Here is a 16,793-nt window from a genome sequence, read left to right as displayed (position 1 = left end):
TTGTGGCACCGTTTGAGGCGGTCTGACTGCCGGGGTCCCCCGCGCCTCGAACGACCTCGCCGGCCGCCGGAATCGGGCCGACGCGGTCGGTTCAGACCAGTCCTCGCCGGATCATCTCCTCTGCGATCTGGATCGCGTTTTGTGCGGCGCCTTTCCAGATGTTGTCGCCGCTGCACCACATCGCCAGGCCATGGTCGGTGCTCGGGTCGCGTCGGATGCGCCCCACCAGCACGTCGTACTGGCCCGACGCGGCCACCGGCATCGGATACTCGGCTTTCGCCGGGTCGTCGACCACGCGCACGCCCGGCGCTCTCTCCAGCAGCGCCCGCGCCTCGGACGGTTCGATCGGGCGTTCGAACTCCGCGTGGACCGCGATGCTGTGGCCGTTGAACACCGGCACGCGAACGCAGGTGGTCGAGATGCGGATCGAGGAATCGCCCAGGATCTTGTGGGTTTCGCGCCGCATTTTCTGCTCTTCGGTGCTCTCGCCCGAGTCGTCCTTGAACGAGCCCACCGAGGGCAGCAGGTTGAACGCAATGCGGTGCGGGTACACTTGCGGCGCGGTGGAGCGGCCCTCCGCCCACGCGCGCGCCTGCTCCTCGAGTTCGCGGATCGCGGCGCTGCCGGTCCCCGAGACCGCCTGGTACGTACAGGCGACGAACCGCCGCAGTCGCGCGGCGCGGTGCAGCGGCGCCAGCGGCATCAGCGCAATGATCGTGCTGCAGTTCGGGTTCGCGATGAACCCCTGGTGCGCATCGAGCGCTTCCGGATTGATCTCCGGAATCACCAGCGGAACCCGCGGGTCCATCCGAAAGTCATCGCCGTTGTCGATCACGATCACACCGCGACGAACCGCTTCCCAGCCGAGCGTCTGCGACGCGCCTTTTTCGCCTTCGGTGCCAGCGAAAAAGGCGAACTGTGCGCCGTCGAACTCGGCGGGCTCCGCGGCGCGCACCTCGACCGGTTCGCCGTCAATGATCTCGGTCCGGGGCCGCCGGGCGAGCACCTTCAGCGAGCGCACCGGGAACTTTCGCGCGCGCAACAGCCGTACCATTTCGGCGCCGACCGCGCCGATGCCCACCACCACCACATCGTAGGCTCGCATGGGCGTCTCCTTGTGGTTGTTCGATCAGGTGCCTCCGGACGCGACGTGAGCGGCGACCATGTCGCCCACCTCCGTGGTCGTGTAGCCCATCCGGCCGGCGGCCAGACTCTTCAGCTTGTGCCCGGTCACGTACATCACCGCGCGTTCGATGCCGTCTGCGGCCGGTTCTTCGCCGAGATGGCGCAGCATCATCCCCGCCGCGCAGATCGCCGCGAGCGGATTGATCACGTTCTTGCCGGTGTACTTCGGCGCGGAACCGCCGATCGGTTCGAACATGCTGACGCCTTCGGGATTGATGTTACCGCCGGCCGCAATCCCCATACCGCCCTGCGTGATCGCAGCCAGGTCGGTGATGATGTCGCCGAACATGTTGCCGGTGACGATGACGTCGAACCACTCGGGGTTTTTCACCATCCACATGCAGGTCGCGTCCACGTGGTAGTACTCGCGTTTGATGTCGGGGAACTCCCGGGCGCCCATCTCGTGGAACGCCCGCTCCCACAGGTCGTACACGTAGGTCAGCACGTTCGTCTTCCCGCACAGCGCCAGCGTCTTGCGCGGCCGCCGGCGCGCGAGCTCGAACGCGTACCGCAGACAGCGGTCCACTTGAAACCGCGTGTAGATGCTGGTCTGGATTGCCACCTCGTGGGGTGTGCCGCGCAGGCTGAACCCGCCGGCGCCGCAGTACAGGTCGCCGGTGTTTTCGCGCACGACCACGTAGTCGATGTGCTCCGGCCCCTTGTCCTTCAGGGGGCACTCGACGCCCGGGTACAGCTTCACCGGTCGGAGGTTGATGTACTGGTCCAACTCGAATCGCAGGCGCAGCAGGATGCCCTTCTCGAGGATTCCAGGTTTCACGTCGGGGTGGCCGATCGCGCCCAGCAGAATCGCGTCGCTGCGGCGCAGCTCGTCAAGGACGGAGTCGGGCACCAGCTCGCCCGTGCGAAGATAGCGGTCGCCGCCCAGATCGTAATCGCGGAGGTCCAGCCCAAACGCGAAGCGTTTCGCGGCCGCCCGCAGCACCTTCACCGCCTCGCGCACGACCTCCGGCCCCGTGCCGTCTCCGCCGATCACCGCCACCTTGTAGGTCCGACTCATGTTCGCCTCGTGTTTAACCGCGCGCGCCGGCGCGCAAAGGCGGAGTATTCTACCGGCCGGCCGGCCGATTTCAACGCGGTCGACCGGCGTCGGGCGGTCGCGGTCGGCCGGCGCTACGGTGGACTCATCACCCGGGGGGCGGAGGGCGGGTGACGGCATCCCCCAGCACCGCCCGCCGCTCCGCGGCCGGCCACTGGCCAAAGGGGCGCACGGCCAGCGAGACGTTGGCGAATCGGGGATCCAACGTCACCTCGCGCACGACCCATGGCGGCAGCGCGACGGCGTCCGACGCGCGCCGAAGTTCCACTTCCGCGAGGATGAGACCACGGTTGGCACCCTCGAACACATCCACCTCCCACTGGCGGCCGCGATAGCGGCGGCGGTAGCGTCGCTTCACTACCGGTGCGCTCGCCGCCGCCAGTCCGAGCAGCTCGCGGCCCAGCTCCACCGGAATCTCCGCTTCGATCTCCGTTCGCGCCGGTCCCCGCCGGTCTCGCTTCACGGCCAGCCATGCCCGACCGCCGGCCATTCGTACGCGCGCAATTCCGCCACTCTTCAGCCACAGGTAGACCTGTCGGATCCGCAGCGGCCGAGCGCGCATCGGTACCGCCGTCGGCCGGGCCACAAACTTGCGCTCGATCTCCACCGGCATGCGATCAGATTGACGCCTGGGCGGGTGACGGGCAAGCTCGCTTGATCGTTGGCGCGGCGGACGTGCGACGATGGCGGTGACCCAGGCCGAAGCGATTGACCGGTTCGTTCAGACCGTGCGCGGTCGCGACCGCGATGCGCGGCTGGTTGCGTGGATTGTCGATTCCCCCTGGCTGCCCGGTTGGATCGGTGCCGACACGCTCGATTTCTTTTTCGACGCGACCGTCTGGATGCGCGCCTATGAGCGTGCGCAGTGCGAGCTGGACGGCTCCGTGCTGATCCCGGGCGGATGGATCGAGCTGGGGATGGCGGCGGAGCCCTCCGGTTTCGGCGCGCCGGTCCGCTGGAATCGATGTGAACCACCCAACGTGCTGCCGCATCCGGCCGGCCTCGAGGCGCTCCGCCGCGTTGATCCGCCCGACCCCGAATCCGACGGCCTGATGCCGGTGATCTTGGCGATGTATGAGCAGCGGCTGCCCGCGATGACCGCCGCCGGCTTTCCGCCCCGCATTGCGGCGGCCCGCGGTCCGCTGGCGGTGGCCGGCCATCTGCTCGGCATCACGGAGCTCTTGCTGGCGACGCAGACCGAGCCCGATGCGGTGCGCGACCTGCTCGCGCGCACGACCGCGCTGTGTATCGCGTGGCTCCGCGCCCAGCTCGCCCGCATGGACCGGCCTGTCGGCGTGCTGGTGCTCGATGACCTCGTCGGCATGCTGGGACCGGCGGATGCGGAGACATTTGCGTTCCCTTTTCTGCGGCAGGTGTTCCGCGCGTTCCCGGACCTGATCCACCTTTTTCACAACGACACCCCGAACCCCGAGGTCTACTACGGCCTGCGCGACTGCGGCGTGGATGTGTTCAACTTTTCGCACGAGGTCGACCCGGCCGACGCCCGTGCGCGAGTGGGTCCGGACATCGTGCTGATGGGCAACCTGCCACCGGTGGAACTGCTGGTTCGCGGGGCTCCGGAGGAGTGTCGCGCCGCGGTCCATTCGCTGCTGGACCGCTGGTCGGAGCTGGCGCCGTGGGTGCTCTCCGCCGGTGGTGGTGTTTCGCCCGGCACGCCGCTGGCCAACCTTCGCGCCGTGATCGAGGCCGCCGGCGTCGCCGGGACGGCTTGAAAAGGGCTGCGGGTTCGATACGGTTGACCGGATGAGCGAACCCGACTTTTTTTGCGTCCGATGCTGGCGCGTCGTCGCGGCGGGTGCGCTGGCGGTCGCCGCAGGATGTGTGACGTACACGCACCCCGATGACATCGCGGCGATGCAGCTTCGGCATCAGGAGGACTTGCGCCTGTTGCAGGAGCAGATTCGCACCGTTCAGGGTCGCGTCGAAGGCGTCGAGATGGAGGCGCAGCGTCTTGCGGGCGAGGTGGAGGCGCTGCGGCGCGCCCTCGCCGCCTCTGCGGACGGCGGCGCGCGGCTTCTCCAGCCGAAGCTGCAGGAGCTGGAGACGCGACTGGCGCGGCTGGACGCAGCGCGCGAGCAGGACCGGCAGGCGATCGTTGACGAGCTCAGCAAACGGATGGCGGAGGCGATCCGCCGCGCGATGGGAGGCGCCGCGCCCGCAGCGGCCAGCAGCCGTTCGCCCGCACGGCGCACGCCGGGCCCGACGAGCGGCTATGAACATGTCGTGCAGCCGGGCGAAACGCTGTCCGCGATTGCTGCGGCCTACGGCGTGAGTGCCGCGGTGATTGCTCAGGAAAACAACATAGCGGACCCTTCGAAGCTGCGTGCGGGCCAGAAACTCTTCATTCCGGAGCGCTGAGGATGCGCCGCTGGTGAATGCCACCTCCCCGATGTGGTTTCTCCGCAAAGAGAGTGGCGCGGTGTACGGGCCCGTCGCGGAGGAGACATTGCAGCAGTGGGCCCGGGATGGCCGCGTGGCACCAGAAGACTACGTTTCGGCCGACCAGGTGAACTGGGTACCGCCCTTCGAGATCGCGTCGCTCGAAATGGTGTGGTTCGTCGAGCTGCCGGACGGTCTGGAGTACGGGCCGGCGCACCGTGCGGCGATCGAAGAGCTGGTGGCGGAGGGCTCGCTTGCCTCGCCAGTGCGGCTGCGGCATGCAACCAGCGGGGAACGCATCGTGCTGGGCGACTCGGGCGTCGAGGCGGCGCCCCCCTCAGCGGCTGAGCCGGTGCACAAAGGGGACACGCAGCGGATCTCCGATCTGGTGACGGCGGAGTCGCCACCGACAGACGCCGTGGCGCCGGCGCCCCAGCCCGCGGCGGCGACGGAAGGGGCAGGCGAGCCCGAACGCACGGTCGGCTGGCGAGCGCTTGCGCTCGAACGCGATCGCTGGGAACAGGAGGCGCTGAAATGGAAGGGGCTCTACGAGCGAACCCTCGCGCGCCTGGAGGAGCAGACCGCACGCGTCGAGGAACTCTCGCGCGCCGCAGAGCAGGACCGGCTGGCGTTCGACGCGGAACGCGAGGAGCTGCGGCGCCGGGTTGAGGAGCTGGCCGCAGAGCTCGACCGCGCCGCCCGGGCGGGCCGTCCGGACGCGCAAATCGTCGAGGCCTACCACGAGCTGGTGCGCAACTACGATGTGCTCGCGGCGCAGCTCAACGCGAAGGGGGAGGGTGAGCGCCGCCTCCACGAGGAGCTGGCCGCGCTGCGCGCGGAGCACGAGGCCGCGCTCGCGACCGCTGCGGAACGCAGCCGCCGCGAGCGCGAGCTCGCCGAACAGGTCCAGCGGCGGCTGAGTGAGCTCGAACGCGCGCACCTCGAACTGGTCCGCTCGTACCGGGAGCTGAACGACCGGTACATTCGGTTGCGCGATTCGGTCCCACCCACGCCGGAATCCGCGCATGCCACCGGCGCTGCGCCCGAGGCGACGACGCCGGCGGCGGAACCCCCGGCCGGCGGCACCGGCCGGCTCAGACTCTGGCGATGAGTCCCCGCGGTTCGAACCTCAGGAGTGCACGATGAACTTCACTGGACGCCTCCTCCATCGGCGCATGAGCATCGTGGTGGTGCTGCTGTCCGCCGCGTTCGCCGGCGCGCAGCCCGCCGCACCGCCCGGCAGTTCGGAGGACATTGTCGCGACCGGCCGCAAAGCGGCGCGCGTGTTGGCCGCGCTGCTGCCTCGCACGCACCTCCAGCGCATCGAGCTCGATGACACCATCGCCGCGCGCGCGTTCGAGCTGTTCGTGGATTCGCTCGACTTTGACCGCACCTGGCTGATGGCCTCGGACGTGGACGAGTTCCGCCGCGACGTCGCGCAGCTGGACGACATGCTTCGCGCCGGCGACCTCTCTTTCGCGTTTCGCGTGCACGAACGATTTATGGCGCGGATGCGGGATCGCATTGAGTTCGTGAACCGCCTGCTGGACCAGGGCATTGTGACCTCCAACCGGGATAGCTACGTCTGGCGCCGCCGCGATGCGCCGCGGGCGGCCGATACGAACGAGTGGAACGAGCTATGGCGGCGGAAGGTGACGAACGAGTACATCTCGCGGCTGGTCGCGGTCGAGCTGGCGCGATCCGGCGTGACGAACGGCGCGGCGACCAATGCAACCGCCGCCGCGGCCGGCAACACCCGCAAGGTGGAGCCCGACCTCGCGGATGTCGAGGGTGACCGGCGCGATCCCCACCTCACACCGGAGGAGTTCATCCGCCGGCGGTACCGGCAGTTTCGCACCGTGCTCGAGGACAGCGACGAGGAATCGTTGATCGATCGCTTCCTGTCCGCATTTTCTCAGGCCTTCGACCCGCACTCTGAGTACATGACGGCCGCCCGCACTGAAGACTTCGATATTTCGATGCGGCTGTCGCTGGTTGGCATCGGCGCGCAGCTCAGCAGCGAGGACGGCGCCGCGAAGATTGAGCGACTGATTCCCGGCGGCCCCGCGGAGCGCGATGGCCGGTTGCAGGTGGGGGACCGCATCATTGCGGTGGGCCAGGGCGACGAGGAGCCGGTGGATGTGCTGCACTGGCCGCTCTACAAGGTCGTACGACTGATTCGCGGCGAGAAGGGCACGCGGGTCACGCTGGTCTACTGGCCCGCTTCCGACGTGTCGGGTGCGACGGAGCGTCGCATTACGCTGGTGCGCGACGAGGTGAAGCTTGAGGAGCAGGCCGCGAAAAGCCGGGTGCGCGAGGTCGAAGGGCCCGGCGGCCGCCGGTACCGATTCGGCGTGATTTCCCTGCCGGAGTTCTATGCCGATTTCAAAGCGCGCGGCGGCGAGGCGCGACGGTCCGCGACCGATGTGCGGAACCGCCTGCAGGACCTCATGCGGCAGGAGGTGCAGGGCATCGCGCTGGACCTGCGCAACAACGGCGGCGGCTCCCTCCCCGATGCGATCGAAATCGCCGGCCTTTTCATTCGCGGCGGCCCGATCGTGCAGGTGCGCGATGCACGCGGCGTGCAGGTGCTCAGCGATCCCGATCCCGAGCTGGTCTACGGCGGACCGCTAGTGGTGCTCGTGAACCGGTCCAGTGCGTCGGCCTCGGAGATCGTCGCCGCCGCGCTTCAGGACTACGGCCGCGCAGTGATCATTGGCGACCGCAAGACGCACGGGAAGGGCACGGTGCAGACCTTGCTGCCGCTGGACAACCGCAATTCCGCGCTCGGTTCGCTCAAGGTCACCACCGCCGCGTTCTACCGCATCGCGGGGGGGTCGACGCAGATGCGGGGGGTTGCGCCGGACATTGTTCTGCCCTCCTTCCTCGATGCGATGGAAATCGGCGAGGAGTTCTTGCCCCACGCCCTCCCCTGGTCGGTGGTCGATCCCGCCTACTATGCGGTGCTGCTCGACATGGTCCCGCCGCTCGATGTGCTCCGTGAGCGCTCCGAGCGCCGCCGGGCCGAGTCCCCCGCTTTCCAGGTGCGCGCGGAGCTGATTGCGCGGTTCCAGCGGCGGATGAACACGGCGGAGATCTCGCTGAACTTGGCGGAACGGCTGGCGACCGCGCGCGCGGACCGGGAGTTGGACGAGGCGCAGCGGGCCGCGAGTCGTGCCGGCAGCGAAGAGTCGGATGATGCGGCCGACCTCGTGCTGCAGGAAGCCCTCCAGGTACTGCTGGACATTGCGCGCTGGCGCGAAGTCAGCCGGTCCGCAGAACCGGTGGCTCGCGCACCCTGATCTGTGCCGGCGGGCTCCCGCAACCCGCACCCGAGCGCTTCGCCGGGATCGTTCGTCGCGGGCGGTTCGCGCCACCTGTGGCACTGCGATGGGTTGCGTCCACTGCCGGTCTGCGCGGCAAGTACCGCGGACCTGTACGCCGTTGCTCGAATCACCCGACGGCGGGAGGCGGGTTCCGCAGGCGGCGATCTTCATTGGCCAGTGGGGTGTGACGCGTGCGGACAACAGCGGCGCGTCAGCGCGGGTCTCGCGAGGCGGCCGCCCGAATCTCGTCCGATGGAAACTCCAGCCGCACCAGCGGTGGATTGCGACCCTCCGTGGTGAGCAATGCGGCATCGCCATCGGTCGTCCACGCGATCGCCTCCCGACGGCGCAACCAGCCGCTGCGGGGGTCCGGCAGCGACACGCGCCGCCAGACAGCCGTGCAGATCGATGACCAGTCCTCGTTTTGGGGTGCAGTCCAGAGCCACGCGTCTGTGTAGGTCAGGATCAGCAACCGGCGGTGGACGGGATCAAAGTCCATCGCGGTGGGCTGCGCGCCGAGCAGGCCGGTCACGCCGTGTTCGAGCACGCCGGCCGGCCCTGGCCAGGTTTGCAGTTTCGCGAGCGGCCGTGCGGTGGCCACCGCAATCTGGCCAGTCCACGGGCCGGCCGGCAGCGGCACTGTGTAGAGGCGGGGCGGTACATCGCGTTTGCTGAGCAACAACACCTCGGCTGTCGCCTCGTCCACCGCGACGGCCTCCACGTCGCGCGGGCCATCCGGGAACCGGACCTGCAGTTCAAGCGCGGGTGTCACCGCGACCGTTGCGGCGCCGGGGCCGCAGTGCGGTTCCGGTACCGTCCAGAGGGTAATGTGCGGGCGCTGGCCGAGGTTGTCGCCACAGTCGGCGATGAGCAGCCAGGGGTGACCGTCGTGTCGGAACGCCGCGAGGTCTTCCCAGTCGTCATTACGGGCGGGGGCCACCTCGATGCGGGCGAGCACGCTGCCGTTGGTGCCGGCCGCATACAGCATCGGCGGGTTGCCGCTGTCGTTGATCGCCCAGATCACATCTGGCCGACGTCGCGAGGCCGCCAGCCCCGAGATTTCGCGGAGCTCATCGTGTGCGAGCGTCGCGAGCATCGCCGGCAGAGGCTCGGCCCGCACCAGCGCCGGGATCGTCACCGCCAACTTGAGCGCGAAGCGATGACGCCGGACATGCGCTCCGGCGCTCACGGCGCCGGCGGCAACGGTGTGGCGCCCGGCGGAAGGCCCGGCAGCGTCGGCATCGCGGTGGAGGGTGGAGTGTTCGTTGGCTCGCCGCTGACGATACCCGACACCGGCGTCACCACGATATTCGTCGTCGGCTCTCCCGCGGGGGGTTCAACGACCGTTGTGCGGCGCACCGCCGGGGCGCCGGCCGCGGTCACCGCGGGCTCCTCGTACACAGAGCGGACGGACCCGTCCTGAAGGACCTCGCGGGAGACCAGCCGCTCACTACCTCCCTCGTCCACCGCTTCGCAGCCGAGCGAAATCAGCGCCGCGCCCAGCGTACCGATCAAGTGTGGCGCGCGTTTCACGGTTCTTCTCGAGTACCGGCCCTCGCGTTGCCGATACCACCGCGTAACAATATCTGCCCCTGGCGCGCCAAATCAATCGCCTCGGCGAGAATTCGGGCGGCTTCCTGGGGCGCGTGAAACCCCATCGAATTCTCCGCATTCACAAAGTCCAGTCGCCATTGCGCCGAACGCTGGTGCCGGCGGGCGTCGGCGATGGCGGGAGGAGGCTGTGGGGCCGTGGACGCCTCCCCGAGGTCACGGATCAGGGCCGCGACTGCTTCCATCGCGCGGTCCATCAGTGCTTTGGTGCGTCCCTGGATGATGTCGACGCGCGCGGCCATCTCGGCCTCATCCACCGGGTGACAGGGCAGACAGGCGCGGCGGACGTGCAGCATCGGACTACGCACGTGGTGATCGGTGACCTTCATCGCGCCGTCACGGAGATAGGGCATGTGACAGTCCGCGCAGGCCACACCCGCACGCGCGTGCACCCCTTGATTCCACATTTCGAACTCAGGGTGCTGGGCTTTCAGAACCGTCGCGGTGCTCACCGCGTGCACCCAGTCGACATGGCCGACGCGGTCGTAGTAGGCCTCGATCTGCTCGGCCTTCAAGCCGTCATGCCAGGGGAAGGTCACCAGCCGACCGTCACCCTTGAAGTAGTACTCCACGTGGCACTGTGCGCAGACCATCGAGCGCATCTCCTGCCGCGAGGCTTCGCGGTTCGGGTCGTAAACGCCCTTGCGGCCGGCCGCGCGCCACCGTGCGATGCTGGGGGCGGAGGGCACCTCCGCATCGGACGCGGCGAGTACCGCAATCCCCTGCAGGAACGCGGGGTGCTGCACGCGCAGTGCCATCGTCCTCGGATCGTGGCAGTCAACGCAGGTGACGGGGTGGGAGACGAGCTCCCACGCCTGCGTCAGCGGCATTCGGCAGACGTTGGTGAAACCGACAAAAAGGTCACCGCCCCCCTGCTGCCGGTAGACGTGCGCCATGCCGCCGGCGTGGCAGTGGAGACAGGCGCCGGGCTGCCGGAACTGCCGTGTCCGCTCGCTCAGTTTCTGGTCGGCCAGCGAGTACATGTGCCCGCGGTCCTCCCGGTAGTCCACACCGAACGGATAGCCGGCAAAGATCGTGCGCAGCAGGGGATGCGCCTCGAGATGCGAAAACGCCTCACTGCCGCCGTAGCGGGTGCGATTGGTGTCGGCGGTGCGGCGCCAGCCGTCGTACTCGCGGGGGAAATTCCGCCCCCAGACCGCCGCATCGAGTGTGCTGTCGTCCAGCTCGACCAGCCGGAGGACCGTCTGTCGCGCCTCAAGCTTCCGGTGGTGAATGTTGATGAGCAGCGCCGTCACGGCCGCGGTCGCCGCGGCGGTGAGCGCGACGGTGAGCAGAACCGCAGGGGTGGAGGTGCGCATCGGGGATCTCCTAGTCGAGTTCGAAGTGCCCCGCCGAGCGGTGACAGTCGGTGCAGCGGGCGGAGCCAAGTTCGACGTCCACGTGCCCCGCGACCGGGCCGGCCATGTCACGGTGGCACCGTATGCAGTTGTGCTGCAGTGCCCGAAGGTTCGCCGGTCTGATGCGAATCGGCTCGGGAAAATTGCCGAGCGTGAACGCGACCGAGTGGTTCCAACCGTTCCGCGCCTTTGCCAACCACTTTTCGACCGCGCGGTCCGGCAGGTGGCAGTCGTTGCAGGTCGCCACTGCATGATGGCTGCCCCGCAGCCACGATTCGAATTGGTCGCGCATAATGTGGCAGTTCACGCAGGCTCGGGGGTCATTGCTAAAGTACGAAATGCCTTCCGCATACCAAAACGTGTAACCGCCTACACCGCTGAAAACGCCAAGACCGAGAGCCACTGCTGGCGATCTCCACCACCCTCGTGTCGAGGCTTTGCGCTTCGGGGTGGTCGCAGGACCGGTCACGGACGGATCCACCGCCGAAAGCCTACTCTGCGCGAGCGGTAGAGTTCAACTCTTTCAAGTGCCGCCACTGACGCGAGCGGATCGCCGCCGAATCGTCCGGATGCCGTGCGCGAACATTCGGCATCGCAGGGGTCCGCGGCGTCCCGCTCCCCTCCCGGTTGAACTACGGCGCAGGGTGTACCAGTATTCCCGAGGGACGGGTGGCACGCGCGCCCGGCGGAGGTTTCGGCGATGGAACGGCTTCCACTCTTTTGGCGCAGGGGGGCCGCAGTGTGGATCACGATCGCCGCCTTTCGCGCGCCCGCCGCCGAATCTCCAATTCTCCTTACATTTGAGTCAGATGACGCCGTCGAGCTGCCGTACCGTGAACGGCACGGTACCACGCTCGCGATTGTGGATCGGTATGCGACGGATGGGCGGCGGTCGCTGCGGTTCGAGACGCCGGCGTGGAGCAATGGTTTGCCCGAGTGGCCGTCGTTCGAGTTCCGCATTACGCGCCGCGACTGGCGCGGGTACGACCGGCTGGCGATGGACATGGTCAACCCCGGCACTTCGGCGGCGCGGCTGGCGATGTTCATCTCCGATTCGACGGTGCCGTTCCGGCAGGGGCTCTATCACGAGTGGGTTGTGCCGGCGGGCGCGTGGCGTCGGATTGAAGTGCCGCTTGCGAAGTTGCCGGCGGGGGTGGACCGCGGCGACATCACCGTGCTGCACATGTTCGCGACGCGTCCACCGGCCCGCTGGGAACTCTACCTCGATCGCGTCGTGCTGCTGCGAGCCGGCGAAACCTCGGTGCCCCCCTCGGCCGCGTTTGCGCGGGAGGTGGCCCCGCTTTACCGCCGGCGACTGGATGCGGTGGCGTTGCGTCTGCAGCGGCTGCGCGATGCTCGCGATGCACCGTGGTTCGCGACACTCGCCGGCGAGGTGAACCAATTGCGTGAGGAAACCGACCCAGGGGCGGCGGGGCGCCATGATCCCTCGCGCTGGCTGGAACGGCTGGACGCACTCGATCTGGATGTTGCGCGCGCGGAACGTCTGGGCGGGCTTGCGGCACAGGAGGCCGCACCTTCTGCGGATGGCGCTCTGTTGGTCGCATTGGCCTCCTCAATGCAGAAGGTACTGCCGCGAGGTGTCGGCATGGGTGTGGAGCCCGCCGCCGCGATTGAACTGCACGCGGCGCGGGGCGAGGCGGAATCCGTGCAAGTGATCGTGACGACGCTCGGGCAGAACCTGCTGCGTCAGGTCGGGGTCTCGGTGGGGGAGCTGAAGTCGGCAACCGGCGCGGTGCTCGACCCGGCGCGGGTGGACCGGGACGTTGTGGGCTACGTCCGGACGCGGGAACTCCCGCCCTACGGCGCGGAGCACGTGGGGTGGTGGCCCGACCCGCTGCTGAATTTTCTCGGTCCGGTGGAGGTGGCACCCGGCGATCTCCAGGCGTTCTGGATCCGCGTTCGCGTGCCTCGTGACCAGCCCGCCGGCGTCTACCGCGGCACGTTGACGGTCACCGCCGCGAACGTGGCGGCGCGATCGTTGCCGTTCGCAGTGCGGGTTCGCGACTGGACGGTTCCCGCCGTCAGCCCGCTGCCCCTGGCGATCACGTTCGGCCCCCACGACCATCCGCTGGAAACCACCCGCTCCGAGCAGACCCAGTGGCGGCGGGAGGCCGACTACCCCCTGAATGTGTGGCATCAGCGCCGAGAGAGCTGGGCGGATTTTCTGGCCGACTACTTCATTACCTTCGACAGCCTCTATCACACCGGACAGCCCGCGTTCGATCTGCTCGTGCGGCTGCAGCAGCAGGGGCGACTCGGCCGCTTCAATTTGGGATACTGGTCGTACTGGGAAGACTCGCCCGATGCAGAAGCCCGTTGGCGCACAAACACGCTCGCGCGGCTGGTTCGTGCCCGCGACCGCGCGCGGGAACTGGGGCTGCTGAACCATGCCTACGTGTATGGTTGTGATGAGGTCGATCGCGACCACTTCGGGCGTGTCGAGCGCGCCGCCGCGCTGCTGAAACGAGAACTGCCTGGCGTGCCGATCTTCACCACCACCTACGACAACAGCTACGGGCTGGATTCGCCGGTGAAGTCCGTGGACTGGTGGTGCCCATTGACGTCCCGGTACGATCCGGAACGGGCGGCGCGGGCGCGAGAAACGGGCCGACAGGTGTGGTGGTACATCTGCTGTGGGCCGCACCATCCGTACGCGAACATGTTCATCGAATACCCGGCGATCGAGGCACGGCTGCTGATGGGGGCGATGACCGCGAAGTACCGGCCGGATGGGTTCCTATATTATCAGATCAGCATTTGGAACTCGCGCCGGCCGATCACCACCGGCCCGTTCACCGACTGGGATCCGCGGAGTTGGACCACCTACCACGGTGACGGTTCGTGGACCTGCGTTGGTCCGGGCGGTGAACCGGTGCCGACGATCCGGCTCGAGAACTTCCGGGACGGGCTCGAAGACTACGCCGCCGTGCTCGAGCTGGAACGACGGCTGCGCGAGCTCGACGGTGGAGGCGTTGCCGCTGTGGCCCGAGCCGCGCTCACGGTGCCGGATGACCTTGTCCGCTCGCTGAAGGAGTTCTCCCGGGAGCCGGCGCGGTTGCTCCGGTGGCGGCGGCGGCTGGACGATGTGATCGAGACCCTGCCGGCGGTCGTAGGTCGATAGAAGATCACTGCGATGCGGTTGCCGTCAGGGCCGCTCGCCGCCGCCGAGAAGCTTGTGGAGCCGCAGCACCGAGCTACCCCCTTCCTGAGGGGAGGTGATCACGGCGCACAGCTCCTGTCCTCGCCGGAACAGCAGCGGCGGAACGTCCGGCTCCGGCGGGATGACAGGATGCCAGCCGGCCTGGACCAGATCGTCCGCCAGGCGGGCAGCCGCGACAGGCGCGGGCAGCGCGGAGCGCCCGAGCTGCGCGGCGAGATGTGCGGTCTCGTCCGCGACGAACAGCACCGTGTCGAGCGCCGGGGCGGGCGGAAGCGACGGGATCGGGTTGCCCGTCGGCGGACGCGCGGAAGCAAGAAATTCCTCCCGCGACTGTGTCAGCCGCACCACCAGACATTCGCGGGGATGCCCCAGCGGGACGATGAGCCATCGCACGACGCGGCGGCTGTCCACTGCGATTCCCCAACCGATGACCTCGCCGTGCATCGCCCACACGTCCGCGCCCATGGTGCGATAGGCGTCGACCAGCAGCCGCTCCGCCTCGGTTGCGGGCAACGTGACGCCCAGCACTTCCAAGTCTGCGCGACCCTCATTGATGCGTATCCGCGCGGTGTGTGCGCGGTTCCATCCGGGCTGGCCGGCCGTCGTGGCGCCATGCGCGGACTCACCGCGCAACCAGTACACTCGGCCGATCGCCGACGCTGCACCGCAGAGGGTTGCGCCGGCGATGAGGACCGCGACCCCCCCCCGGGCCGGCCGCCTCTTCATTCCAGGCCCCGCGTCCAGACGAGGGTCGCCTCGGATTCGAGCCGGATCGTGTCCGCCCGATAGAGGAGATGACGCACCACCGGCAGCAGCGGGACCGGCCGGCTCTGGGCGGACGCGCGGACCATCTCGAACTCCTCGATTGGCTGCTCGGCGAACTGGAGGCGGCTCACACGGTTGCGGGGCAGCCGGGCATGAAGGTCGCTCGGACGCGCGACGGGCAGCACGAACTGCCGCAGCACGTGGCTGGACCCGATCACGGGGGCGTCGTCCCGCGAATGACGGCGGCGATCGCGCCCCTCGTCCCACTCCTGAATCCACAGGCCGCTCGGCATCATGGACTGATAGGTGTCGCTCATCGCGTACTGGGCGGCGAGGCCGCGGGCTTCATGGATGGTGTCCAGATGCACGAGTGCGAGCCGGCCGATCTGGATCAAACCGGCAACGATCACCATCACTGCGACCAGCATGATCGCCAGCTCCAGCAGCGCCTGGCCGCGCTGTGTCGCCCGGCTTCGCCGCGGTCCGATGGGCGCATCAGTGGCCACGTCGAGTCCCTCCGGAGCCACCACGGCCGGGGCCGCCGCGCACTCGGCAGCGGTCGCTGTTGTGTTCCAGCCACTCGATGCCGGTCTGCCGGAACGAGAGCTGTTCCCAGGTGCGGAGCTGCTCACAGTACCAGCAGCCCGGCGTCAATCCGTCGATCCCGCGCACAACGTACTCGGGCAGGTGCTCGCGGATGTGCGTGGACCACCCCGGCCGGCTTCCACCGCCACCGCCGCTGGCGGTGTCCACCGGGATCAGGCGTACTTCGCGGTAGGCGGGCAGCACTAGTCCATAGCGGTTCGGCCGCTCGCCATCCTCGAGCGTTCCGAACGGTTTGGCCGCGGCGGTCCACACCACCCAGCGGGAGGCAGCGCCGGGCGTCGCGCGGTCTGACCGTGTTTCGATGCGTACCGCGGCGTCTGCGCCGACGTAGTCGTACTCGGGTTTCACGGTACCGCGGAAAGGGAAGTCGTTCGGAATCAACGAGGTCCATGGCCGCCACCGCACAGGGTCATACGCGTACCACTGTGCAGAGACCCGGGCGACCGCGGAAGTGAGGGGCCGCCCCGCAAACTGTTCAAGCATCTGCAGCACGATCCTTCCGCTCGGCCCGCCGATCATCGGCAGGTCATCCAGCGTCGTCACCCGGGTCAGCCCGAGGCCGAAAAACTCGGAATTGATCGGCATCGGATCGCGGATCAGCGGCAGGGGGTCCCACTCGCGCCAGCTCATGTAGGAGCGCAATGTCGAGTAGGCGTGATGGTAGAACCAGCACCAGTCACTGGAGGCGATCGCGTCGTAAAAGCTGGGGTTCAGCAGCAGGTGGTCGCCGCGATAGTCCACGTAGTAAAGCGCGTTGTCCGGCCACGCGACAACCCCCTGCGCTGCGAGCACGCGCAGCATGCTGCCGTAGTTGTCCCACGCGGTCGGCGGAGAGGGAGCATTGGTCCATGGTTGGATCGGAAACTGGTTGGGGTAGTCGCGGATCACCTGCTCCGCGTGACCGGCGAGCATCGCGGTGAACTCGGGGTTGTTAAACATCCGGTTGTTTTTGGCGGCGAGCTGTGCGGCCGCCAGCGCGGTCGCCGGCCCGACATAGCACAGCCGTGCCGCGAGCTCGCCGAGCAGCTCTGCTTCCGGGAAGCGGGTCTGACCGCGTGCGATCCCTTCGTGGATCGCGACCGCCTGCAGCACGTTGAGCTGCCCGATCAGGTTCAGCGTGAGCCCCTGCCATCTTGCCGCCGCCAGCGCAGCCGCGTCGCCCGCGGTTTGTGCGCGCAGCTTCACGGAGATGATCTTGTGGACATCGAAGTTCCAGAGCACCACGAGCGCGAGGATCACGCAGATCATCAGCAGGTAGATCAGCGTCTGCCCCGCGCGGCATCGTCGGCTCCGGCGCATGGAGG

At 68.3% G+C, this 16,793-nt stretch carries 15 protein-coding genes; 5 read left to right on the top strand and 10 right to left on the bottom strand.

The genetic code is table 11. The annotated features are described in order from the left end of the window. Window positions 1-91: 91 nt before the first annotated feature. The 3 genes from N2652_04780 to N2652_04770 form a co-directional block, all read right to left on the bottom strand. A complete protein-coding gene (locus tag N2652_04780; GenBank protein ID MCX7818511.1) occupies window positions 92-1,105 on the bottom strand; it encodes an aspartate-semialdehyde dehydrogenase in 1,014 nt (337 codons plus the stop codon). Window positions 1,106-1,129: 24 nt separating this feature from the next. Continuing rightward, entirely contained in the window at window positions 1,130-2,203 is a 1,074-nt protein-coding gene (locus N2652_04775) for a 3-isopropylmalate dehydrogenase (protein MCX7818510.1), read from the bottom strand. A gap of 127 nt (window positions 2,204-2,330) precedes the next feature. Then, on the bottom strand, window positions 2,331-2,855 hold the full coding sequence (locus tag N2652_04770; GenBank protein ID MCX7818509.1) for an adenylate cyclase: 525 nt from the start codon (window positions 2,853-2,855) through the stop codon (window positions 2,331-2,333). Window positions 2,856-2,925: 70 nt separating this feature from the next. Here N2652_04770 and N2652_04765 point away from each other — a divergent pair, with 70 nt between their 5' ends. The 4 genes from N2652_04765 to N2652_04750 are packed head-to-tail and all read left to right on the top strand — an operon-like array spanning window position 2,926 to window position 7,944. After that, window positions 2,926-3,975, top strand: coding sequence for a uroporphyrinogen decarboxylase (locus N2652_04765; GenBank protein ID MCX7818508.1), 1,050 nt, complete (start codon window positions 2,926-2,928; stop codon window positions 3,973-3,975). A 31-nt stretch (window positions 3,976-4,006) separates the two neighbouring features. Next, entirely contained in the window at window positions 4,007-4,621 is a 615-nt protein-coding gene (locus N2652_04760) for a LysM peptidoglycan-binding domain-containing protein (GenBank protein ID MCX7818507.1), read from the top strand. Between the two features lie 13 nt (window positions 4,622-4,634). Further along, a complete protein-coding gene (locus tag N2652_04755) occupies window positions 4,635-5,753 on the top strand; it encodes a hypothetical protein (protein ID MCX7818506.1) in 1,119 nt (372 codons plus the stop codon). Window positions 5,754-5,784: 31 nt separating this feature from the next. Next, the gene (locus N2652_04750; GenBank protein MCX7818505.1) at window positions 5,785-7,944 is read left to right on the top strand and encodes a carboxy terminal-processing peptidase; all 2,160 of its coding nucleotides are present in this window, start codon (window positions 5,785-5,787) and stop codon (window positions 7,942-7,944) included. A 235-nt stretch (window positions 7,945-8,179) separates the two neighbouring features. Here N2652_04750 and N2652_04745 read toward each other — a convergent pair whose 3' ends face one another. Genes N2652_04745 through nrfH form a run of 4 tightly spaced genes read right to left on the bottom strand, consistent with a single transcriptional unit; the run spans window position 8,180 to window position 11,340 of the window. Then, window positions 8,180-9,157, bottom strand: a complete 978-nt coding sequence (locus tag N2652_04745; protein ID MCX7818504.1) for a hypothetical protein — start codon at window positions 9,155-9,157, stop codon at window positions 8,180-8,182. Further along, window positions 9,154-9,501 (bottom strand): hypothetical protein, encoded by a 348-nt coding sequence (locus N2652_04740; GenBank protein ID MCX7818503.1) that lies wholly within the window; start codon window positions 9,499-9,501, stop codon window positions 9,154-9,156. The genes N2652_04745 and N2652_04740 overlap by 4 nt, the downstream gene beginning before the upstream one ends. Then, window positions 9,498-10,898: an ammonia-forming cytochrome c nitrite reductase subunit c552 gene (locus N2652_04735; protein MCX7818502.1), complete on the bottom strand. Its 1,401-nt coding sequence runs from the start codon at window positions 10,896-10,898 to the stop codon at window positions 9,498-9,500. Before N2652_04735 ends, N2652_04740 begins: the two co-directional genes overlap by 4 nt. A gap of 10 nt (window positions 10,899-10,908) precedes the next feature. Further along, a complete protein-coding gene (gene nrfH, locus N2652_04730; GenBank protein MCX7818501.1) occupies window positions 10,909-11,340 on the bottom strand; it encodes a cytochrome c nitrite reductase small subunit in 432 nt (143 codons plus the stop codon). Window positions 11,341-11,637: 297 nt separating this feature from the next. Here nrfH and N2652_04725 point away from each other — a divergent pair, with 297 nt between their 5' ends. Then, window positions 11,638-14,079 (top strand): DUF4091 domain-containing protein, encoded by a 2,442-nt coding sequence (locus N2652_04725; protein ID MCX7818500.1) that lies wholly within the window; start codon window positions 11,638-11,640, stop codon window positions 14,077-14,079. A 24-nt stretch (window positions 14,080-14,103) separates the two neighbouring features. Here N2652_04725 and N2652_04720 read toward each other — a convergent pair whose 3' ends face one another. Genes N2652_04720 through N2652_04710 form a run of 3 tightly spaced genes read right to left on the bottom strand, consistent with a single transcriptional unit; the run spans window position 14,104 to window position 16,788 of the window. Next, a complete protein-coding gene (locus tag N2652_04720) occupies window positions 14,104-14,844 on the bottom strand; it encodes a hypothetical protein (GenBank protein ID MCX7818499.1) in 741 nt (246 codons plus the stop codon). Then, window positions 14,841-15,389 carry a hypothetical protein gene (locus N2652_04715; GenBank protein MCX7818498.1) on the bottom strand — a complete coding sequence of 183 codons (549 nt, stop codon included), beginning with the start codon at window positions 15,387-15,389 and terminating at the stop codon, window positions 14,841-14,843. Before N2652_04715 ends, N2652_04720 begins: the two co-directional genes overlap by 4 nt. Continuing rightward, the gene (locus N2652_04710; protein MCX7818497.1) at window positions 15,379-16,788 is read right to left on the bottom strand and encodes a pilus assembly protein TadG-related protein; all 1,410 of its coding nucleotides are present in this window, start codon (window positions 16,786-16,788) and stop codon (window positions 15,379-15,381) included. Before N2652_04710 ends, N2652_04715 begins: the two co-directional genes overlap by 11 nt. Window positions 16,789-16,793 lie beyond the last annotated feature (5 nt).

It is taken from the genome of Kiritimatiellia bacterium (assembly GCA_026417735.1).
GTDB lineage: Bacteria > Verrucomicrobiota > Kiritimatiellia > PWTM01 > PWTM01 > CAACVY01.
The sequence above is the reverse complement of the archived record's forward strand: the minus strand, read 5'-3'. Positions and strand labels throughout refer to the sequence as shown.